An 8,471-nucleotide genomic window follows, 5' to 3' on the forward strand; every position below is an offset into this window, starting at 1 on the left:
TTTAAAAATAATTTAAAATCAAACTATTTATAAAGAAACAGATGCCTGTTCATAATAGTAGTATAATAGTGAATGAGGTGTTAATAGAATGGAAGATAGAACATTAGGTTTATTACTAGATGTTGTTGGTGAATTATTTTCAGATGAAATTTCAATTGCTGTTTCGAATACGAAAGAATATATTTACTATCGGCCAAGTAAACGAATTGATTTAAAGATTAGCGCTGGGGATCCTATAAAGGAAGGAACGATTGCTCATAAAGCGATGGTGATGAATCAAAAAACATCTGAGTTTATGAATCGGGATGTTTTTGGTATTCCTTATCATGGAATGGCTGTACCATTTTCAAACAATGGAAAGCTTGAAGGGTGCGTAACGGCAATTTATCCAGCTTTAACGGATGGAAAGTCAGTCGTTACTTTAAAAACAACAGATGGCTGGATTCCAGTTCCTTTTTCAAAGGTTATGTATTTAGAGGCTAAAGATAAAAAGACGTATGTGAATTCAGAAGAGTTATCAGGAACACATAAATACTCTCTGCAAGAATTCGAATACTTGCTTCCTAAAGATTCATTTATTAGATGTCACCGTTCGTTTATTGTAAATGTTAATCATATTAAAGCGATTTATCCTGATACCCATTCTACTTTTGTACTTTCGATGGATAATGGTGAGAGAGTACCAGTTAGTCAATCATACGCTAGTTATTTCCGTAAGCTTCTAGGATTCTAAATTTTTCTGCTTTAGAACCTAAATTTGCTGTTCTGTCTGAATTTTCGTTATTGTATACTAAAATCCCTATTTTGATAGTGTAAATGTGTAAAATAATTATGAATATTCAATGAGAGAGGGATTACATATGGAGAATAATTTAGATAGAATCAGAGATCAACGTCTAAAAGATCGGGTAGTTACACCTGAAGAAGCAGCTTCCTGGATTCAAAGTGGAATGACTTTAGGCTTAAGTGGGTTTACACGTGCAGGTGATGTAAAAGCAGTCCCATTTGCGCTTGTAAACCGAGTTAAGAATGATGAATCTTTTAAAGTAAATGTTTATACTGGGGCTTCTTTAGGCTCGGATGTAGACAAATTATTTGCTGAGGCAGGAATTTTAGGGAAAAGATTACCTTTCCAAGCTGACGCGACGATGCGAAAAGGAATTAATAACGGAGACTTTTTATTTGTGGATCAACACTTATCTCATACAGCAGAGTTACTCCGCGCTGACGTTCTGGATATAGATTTCGCTATTTTGGAAGCGGTTGCGATTACAGAGGACGGAATGATTATTCCAACCACTTCAATTGGAAATTCCTTAGCGTTTTCCTTAAATGCTAAGTCTATTATTATTGAAATGAATATGGCTCAATCCACGCAATTAGAGGGACTACATGATCTATATGAACCAGGTAAACAAGGGGAGAGGCTTCCAATTCCGCTTGTGAAAACAGATGACCGAATTGGAACAATCGGTATTCCAATTGATCCTGAAAAAGTAAAGGGAATTGTGTTTACGAATCAATTGGATTCGCCATCGACAATTGTTCCTCCGGATGAAGAAACGGTCATTATGGCACAGCATTTAATAGAATTCCTTCGAGAAGAAGTTAAAATAGGGCGATTAACAAATCGTTTAGCGCCGTTACAATCAGGAATTGGTTCAGTTGCTAACGCAGTATTGCATGGAATGTTAGATTCAGAATTTGAAGATTTAGAAGTGTATTCTGAAGTTTTACAAGATGCAGTTTTTGATCTTATGGATGCTGGAAAAGTCAATTTTGCTTCTTGTTGTTCTATCACGCTTTCTGAAGAGAAAATGCAACAAGTATTTTCTAACTTTGAAAAATATCGTGACAAATTAATGATGCGTCCGCAAGAGATTTCCAATCATCCTGAAATCATTCGTCGCCTTGGATTAATCTCAATTAATACTGCATTAGAATTAGATATATACGGAAATGTTAACTCTACTCACGTTTTAGGTACAAAAATGATGAATGGAATTGGTGGGTCTGGTGATTTTGCAAGAAATGCACGCCTAGCTATCTTTGTTACTAAATCGATTGCGAAAGGTGGTAACATTTCAAGTATTGTTCCTTTCGTTTCTCATGTAGACCATACTGAACATGATGTAGATGTTATTGTTACTGAACAGGGGTATGCCGACTTAAGGGGACTTGCGCCAAGAGAAAGAGTGGAACTTATTATTGAGAATTGCGCACATCCAATGTATCGTGATCAACTACGTGCTTATTACGAAGAAGCAAAAACAAGAGGTGGACAAACTCCTCATATTTTAGAAAAAGCTTTTTCTTGGCATACGAATTATGCTAAAAATGGAACAATGCTTGAAGCGGTAGTAGAAACTGTATAGGTTTGTATCGTACGAAATAGTAAAACGAATGAGTGAGTTTGAAGATTAAATTTTAGAAAAAGAGAACACCAACTTTTAGGGATGGTGTTCTTTTTCTTTAAAAAAATTGTACTGGTTATAATAAAGATTTATAAAAATAACCTCTAATTTATGAAAAAAAAGGTTTTTTGAAGTGCTTTCCGAATCAATTTAGTAGTTTACATATCGAAGGTGAGGAGAAAGAATCATGAAGATAAGAGAAGCGTTATTAAGTGAAGCAAATGAATTAAGTGAATTCGCACTACAATCAAAAGCAACGTGGGATTATAGTGAAGAATTCATACTTGCTTGTAAGGAAGATTTAACAATTACAGAAGAATACATAAAAAATAATTTTGTATATGTTTTAGAAAACGATAATGCGAAGATTGGTTTTTTCTCATTTTTACGTAATGATAAAGCTCTCGATTTCTTGTACATTCATCCTGATTACAAAGGAAAAGGTTACGGGAAAATACTTTGGGAGTACGTAATAGAAAAAGCCAATGAACTAGGATTAAAAAGTTTTACGATTGATAGTGATCCGAATGCAAAAGGATATTACTTGAAAATGGGGGCACAGTTAATAGGAGAGACACCATCAACTGTCTTTAAGGGTCGTGTACTGCCTCTTTTGAAATATGATGTGTAAAACTATTAATAGTAGGGGAAGATTAGAATGGATGATGTAAAGGAAAAAAGAATATATGAAGCACTAATAAAATCGTGGTCGATTGAAACGAGTTCAAAGTGGACAATTGAAAACCCAGCAAAGGGACAGTGTGGTGTAACGGCTCTAGTCGTTCAAGACATATATGGAGGAGAAATTAAAAAGACAAAAGTAAGAGAGGTATGGCACTTTTATAACTTTATAGATGGGCAGAGATTTGATTTTACAGAGACTCAATTCAATGGGAAATTGAATTATATGGATGTGGAATCAAATCGGAAAGAAGCATTTGCAGATACAAATGAAAAACAATATAGCATTTTGAAGGGAAAAATAACGAAAGAATTAAAATTATCTTTTGACTCTTAATCTTTAATAAGTTACTATAATGGTGGTAACTTATTAAAGGGAACTTCATAGAGTTGAAAGGGGAAATACTTTTGAAAACAACTTATGTAAACGCTACAATTGTAACGATGAATGAACAAAACGAAGTGATAGAAAATGGATATATCATTGTAGAAAATGATCAAATTATAGATGTAAAGAGCGGAGAATTCGCTAATGATTTTGAAGTAGATGAAGTAATTGATATGAAAGGAAAGTGGGTTTTACCAGGGCTTGTAAATACACATACACACGTTGTAATGAGTCTCCTAAGAGGTATTGGCGATGATATGTTATTACAACCGTGGCTTGAGACGAGAATTTGGCCACTGGAAAGTCAATTTACTCCCCAAATTGCGGTCGCTAGTACGGAATTAGGATTACTTGAGATGGTGAAAAGTGGTACAACATCATTCTCTGACATGTTTAATCCAATTGGAGTAGATCAAGACGCAATTATGGAAACGGTATCAAGGAGCGGGATGCGAGCTGCTGTTTCAAGGACTTTATTTAGCTTCGGAACGAAAGACGATGAAAAGAAAGCGATTGAAGAAGCTGAGAAATATGTGAAGCGTTACTATAACGAAAGTGGCATGTTAACTACGATGGTTGCACCACATAGTCCATATACATGTAGTACAGAATTGTTAGAAGAGTGCGCACGGATTGCAGTAGAGAATCAAACGATGGTTCATATCCATCTTTCTGAAACAGAGCGTGAAGTACGTGATATTGAAGCACAATATGGAAAACGTCCAGTAGAATATGCAGCGAGCTGCGGATTGTTTAAGCGCCCAACAGTTATTGCACACGGTGTAGTATTAAATGAAGATGAGCGTGCATTTTTAGCAGAAAATGACGTTCGAGTAGCTCATAATCCGAATAGTAATTTAAAACTAGGTTCTGGTATAGCGAATGTAAAAGCGATGCTAGAAGCAGGAATAAAAGTAGGAATTGCAACAGATAGTGTTGCATCTAACAATAATTTAGATATGTTTGAAGAAATGCGCATAGCGACTTTACTACAAAAAGGTATTCACCAAGATGCAACAGCTTTACCAGTTGAAACAGCTCTTACACTTGCGACAAAAGGAGCTGCTGAAGTAATCGGGATGAAACAAACAGGATCACTTGAGATTGGAAAATGTGCTGATTTCATTACGATTGATCCGTCTAATAAGCCTCATTTACAACCAGCGGATGAAGTGTTATCACACCTTGTATATGCTGCTAGTGGAAAAGATATAAGCGATGTAATTATTAACGGAAAACGTGTCGTTTGGAATGGCGAATGTAAAACGTTAGATGAAGAGCGTATTATATTTGAAGCAAGTCGTTATAAACGAGGTTTGCAAAGATAACTAATTATGTGGCAGTTGAAAAAGCTATCCTTTTAAAAGGATAGCTTTTTTCTTGAACGAATAAATATTCAAAAGAATGTCGCATCTTTCTGTTCATATTTCTGCTATAATATATTACGCTTTATAATATTTTATACTTAAGGAGAACAACTCATGAAGCGAAAAAAGAGCCATTTAATGGTAATGGCACTTGTTACATCTTTATTATTAACAGCTTGTAATAATAAAGCGAATAAAAGTGATACAGAGGTTAAAAAACAAGTGTTAAATGTAACAGTATCAGAAGAAATTCCTTCTCTGGACACTGCGAAAACGATGGATGGTACATCAGCACACGTTATGCAAAACATATTTGAAGGGTTATATGTATTAAATGATCAAGATCAGCCTACTCCAGCAGTAGCAAAATCGTTTAAAAGAAGTGAAGATGGTAAGAAATATACATTTAACTTGCGTAAAGATGCAAAATGGTCAAATGGAGATAATGTAACAGCAAATGATTTTATATTTGCATGGAAACGTGCAATTAACCCTGAAACGGCATCTCAATATGCATACATGCTCTTTTATGTGAAAAATGCGAAAGAGATTAATAAGGGAACAATGCCTCTTGATGCACTTGGGGTTAAAGCAATAAATAATTATACGTTAGAAGTTGAACTGGAACAGCCAGTTCCGTATTTTTTACAGTTGTTAGCACTACCTATATACTTACCACAGCATGAATCATTTTTGAAAGAACAAGGAAACAATTATGCATTGGAACCTAGTAATCTCATATATAACGGGCCATTTGTATTAGAAAAATGGAAGCATGAACAAGAGTTTCAATTAAAGAAGAATGCTGCATATTGGGATCGAAAGAAAGTGAAATTAGACGAAATAAACTTTCATATCGTAAAGGATACAATGACAGCTGTAAATTTATATGAAGCCGGAGATTTGGATCGAGTACCTATTAATTCGCAAATTGTAGACAAGTATAGAGGGAATAAGGAATTACATATGTCGAGTGATCCTGGAATTGCCATGCTTCGTTTTAATGAAAAAAATACCGCGTTAGCAAATAAAAAGGTGCGTCAATCTATTTCATTAGCGTTAAATAAAGATGATTTTGTTGCTCACTTTATTAATAACGGAGCAAAACCTGCAAGCGGGCTTGTACCAGTTGGTCATGTAAATGAAGTGACCGGTAAAGATTTTAGAAAAGAAAACGGAGATCTTTCTTCATATGATTTGCAAAATGCGCAAAAGATTTGGAAAGAAGCGAAAAAAGAGCTTGAAGTAGAGCAAGTAAACCTCGAGTTTTTAACGTTTGAACAAGATAATGCAAAACGGATGGCAGAATATATAAAAGGTGATTTAGAAAAGAATTTGCAAGGAATCGCGATACAAATTAAACAACAGCCATTTAAGCAAAAATTACAGTTAGAACAAACAGGTGATTACGATATAACTATGGCAAATTGGGGACCTGACTATAAAGACCCAATTAGTTATTTAGAGTTATTTACGACAGGGAATCCGAATAATAAAATGAATTATTCTAATGTTCATTACGATGAATTAATAAAGAAAGCGAAAACGGATTTTGTACTAGATACGGAAAACCGATGGGAAGCGTTGCGAGAAGCCGAGCAGGTATTATTAGAAGATGCTGCGGTAGCGCCGCTTTATCATATTGGCTCAGCATATGTACAAAAGGATTATGTAAAAGGAATTGAAAAGCATCAATTTGGTGGTATTTATACTTATAAGAATGCTTATATTGCTAATGAATAAATACAAAAAACCTTACTTTTTAAAAGTAAGGTTTTTTACACATGAATTCTATTAAACCGATTTCAATAAAGCGTAAAAATTCGTATCATATGGGACATCATCTTGATACATATAATTTTTTAGAACGCCTTCTTTTTCAAAGCCTAATTTTAATAGTACTTTATTGGAAGCTTCATTTTCAAGAAATACAATTGCTCCAATCCGCTTTAAATGAATCGTATGGAAACCGTATGATATAACCTCAGAAACAGCTTCAGTCGCATATCCTTTTCCCCAGTGTTCAGGCAAAAAGGCATAACTTATATTGGCTCGTTTATGCTCAGAAGACCAATCGTGAAAACCAATGGTACCAATGAGTTCTTTCGTGTCTTTTAATTCGATTCCCCATTTTATACCGCTTCTTGCATTGTAACTCAACTTAAAATTATGAATGATTTGCTTCACTTGATCAATATCTTGTAACGGTTTTTGGCCATAATAGCGCAGTACATTAGTATTAGAAAAGCATTGTAGTATACGCGGTGCATCTTCTTCGGTAAGTTCTCTTAAAATGAGTCGGTCTGTTTTCAATATAGGAAACATGCTTTCACTCCATTTCTTTTGAAACTAGAATGTGTTGTTATTATATAATCTAGTCTGAAAATAAAGATTATTCAAGAGGGGAGTATGGTTTTAATTTATGATAAAATTGATTGTGGAATATATTTCAAAAAGAGGTTTGTATATGGAGAAAAATTCAATTTTAATTGTAGATGATGATCAAGATATTGTTCAATTTATAAAAGTGAATCTAATGCAAGAAGGTTTTAAAGTTTTTAGTGCTCATAACGGAGAAGAGGCTTTAGAAATAATAAATAATAACAGTATTCAACTTGCTATTTTGGATATTATGATGCCACAAATGGATGGGATAGAATTGTGTAGAAGGATTAGAGAGAAACATAGTTTACCAATTATGTTTTTAAGCGCGAAATCATCGGATGTCGATAAGGTAATTGGATTTAGTACTGGGGCAGATGATTATATTGTGAAGCCGTTCAGTACAATTGAATTTATCGCAAGAGTGAAAGCTCAATTAAGAAGATATACATATTTCAACCAAAATGCTGTCCAAGTAATGGAAAAGAAAATAAATATTAGAGGTTTAGAAATAGATGAAGTGTCGAGAACTGTAATGTTATATGGAGAAACAATGAATCTTACGAAAACTGAATATGATATTTTACACTTAATGGCAGCCGCAAGGAATCGTGTGTTTACAATTGAAGAAATATATGAGAGCGTTTGGAACGAAAGAGCCTATGAAAGTAATAATACAGTAATGGTTCATATTGCAAGATTGAGAAATAAAATTGAAGAGAATCCAAAAGAACCGAAGTTTATACAAAATGTTTGGGGAGTCGGATATAAAATTGAAGATTAGATCTTTACAGGGTATTAGGGCGAAATTTTTTTTAGCTTTCATATGTAGCATCTTGTTAGCGACTGTAAGTATAATAGTGCTTCAAATTTTAGTTGGAAATATATATAGTCATGTTAATGCGTTAGAGGAAAAATATTCATTTTTATACTTTATAGTTTTTTTGATTTTTACTACGACATACTTTGCATGTATGACAAAAACAATGATGAAAAGATTGTCTGAAATTAATAAGAACGTGAAGGAAATAAGTAATGGTAATTTTGAAGTACATATACCTATTTCAAAAAATGACGAGATTGGTGAATTAGCGACGAATGTAAATAGAATGGCCAAAAGTTTAAAAGAGTCTATCGAGAATGAAAAAAAATCACAGGAAATGAAAAATGAAATGATTAGTAATATTTCTCATGATTTACGAACGCCAGTAACATCTTTAATCGGTTATGCGGACCTGT

The 8,471-nt window shown here is 33.9% G+C and carries 9 protein-coding genes; 8 read left to right on the forward strand and 1 reads right to left on the reverse strand.

Translation table 11 applies throughout. The features are described from left to right. Positions 1-88 precede the first annotated feature (88 nt). The 6 genes from ACQGSG_RS23825 (at position 89) to ACQGSG_RS23850 (ending at position 6,593) form a co-directional block, all read left to right on the forward strand. Positions 89-733 (forward strand): LytTR family DNA-binding domain-containing protein, encoded by a 645-nt coding sequence (locus tag ACQGSG_RS23825; protein ID WP_000390207.1) that lies wholly within the window; start codon positions 89-91, stop codon positions 731-733. Positions 734-860: 127 nt separating this feature from the next. After that, positions 861-2,375, forward strand: a complete 1,515-nt coding sequence (locus ACQGSG_RS23830; RefSeq protein ID WP_000429821.1) for an acetyl-CoA hydrolase/transferase family protein — start codon at positions 861-863, stop codon at positions 2,373-2,375. Between the two features lie 226 nt (positions 2,376-2,601). Next, the gene (locus tag ACQGSG_RS23835) at positions 2,602-3,045 is read left to right on the forward strand and encodes a GNAT family N-acetyltransferase (protein WP_000701894.1); all 444 of its coding nucleotides are present in this window, start codon (positions 2,602-2,604) and stop codon (positions 3,043-3,045) included. A gap of 27 nt (positions 3,046-3,072) precedes the next feature. Beyond that, positions 3,073-3,432 (forward strand): YunG family protein, encoded by a 360-nt coding sequence (locus ACQGSG_RS23840; protein WP_061139442.1) that lies wholly within the window; start codon positions 3,073-3,075, stop codon positions 3,430-3,432. A 53-nt stretch (positions 3,433-3,485) separates the two neighbouring features. Beyond that, on the forward strand, positions 3,486-4,811 hold the full coding sequence (locus tag ACQGSG_RS23845; protein ID WP_002004854.1) for a bifunctional S-methyl-5'-thioadenosine deaminase/S-adenosylhomocysteine deaminase: 1,326 nt from the start codon (positions 3,486-3,488) through the stop codon (positions 4,809-4,811). Positions 4,812-4,964: 153 nt separating this feature from the next. Next, positions 4,965-6,593, forward strand: a complete 1,629-nt coding sequence (locus tag ACQGSG_RS23850) for a peptide ABC transporter substrate-binding protein (RefSeq protein ID WP_000823519.1) — start codon at positions 4,965-4,967, stop codon at positions 6,591-6,593. 51 nt (positions 6,594-6,644) lie between these two features. Here ACQGSG_RS23850 and ACQGSG_RS23855 read toward each other — a convergent pair whose 3' ends face one another. Further along, positions 6,645-7,175, reverse strand: a complete 531-nt coding sequence (locus ACQGSG_RS23855; protein ID WP_000483972.1) for a GNAT family N-acetyltransferase — start codon at positions 7,173-7,175, stop codon at positions 6,645-6,647. Positions 7,176-7,317: 142 nt separating this feature from the next. On the opposite strand from ACQGSG_RS23855, the gene ACQGSG_RS23860 reads away from it, so the two are divergent. Continuing rightward, entirely contained in the window at positions 7,318-8,016 is a 699-nt protein-coding gene (locus ACQGSG_RS23860) for a response regulator transcription factor (RefSeq protein WP_000414526.1), read from the forward strand. After that, positions 8,006-8,471 (forward strand): HAMP domain-containing protein (locus ACQGSG_RS23865; protein ID WP_426948174.1); only part of this gene is annotated, 466 nt, incomplete at its 3' end. The genes ACQGSG_RS23860 and ACQGSG_RS23865, both read left to right, overlap by 11 nt.

The sequence above is a fragment of the Bacillus sp. GMa5/1 genome (genome assembly GCF_050172015.1).
GTDB lineage: Bacteria > Bacillota > Bacilli > Bacillales > Bacillaceae_G > Bacillus_A > Bacillus_A cereus.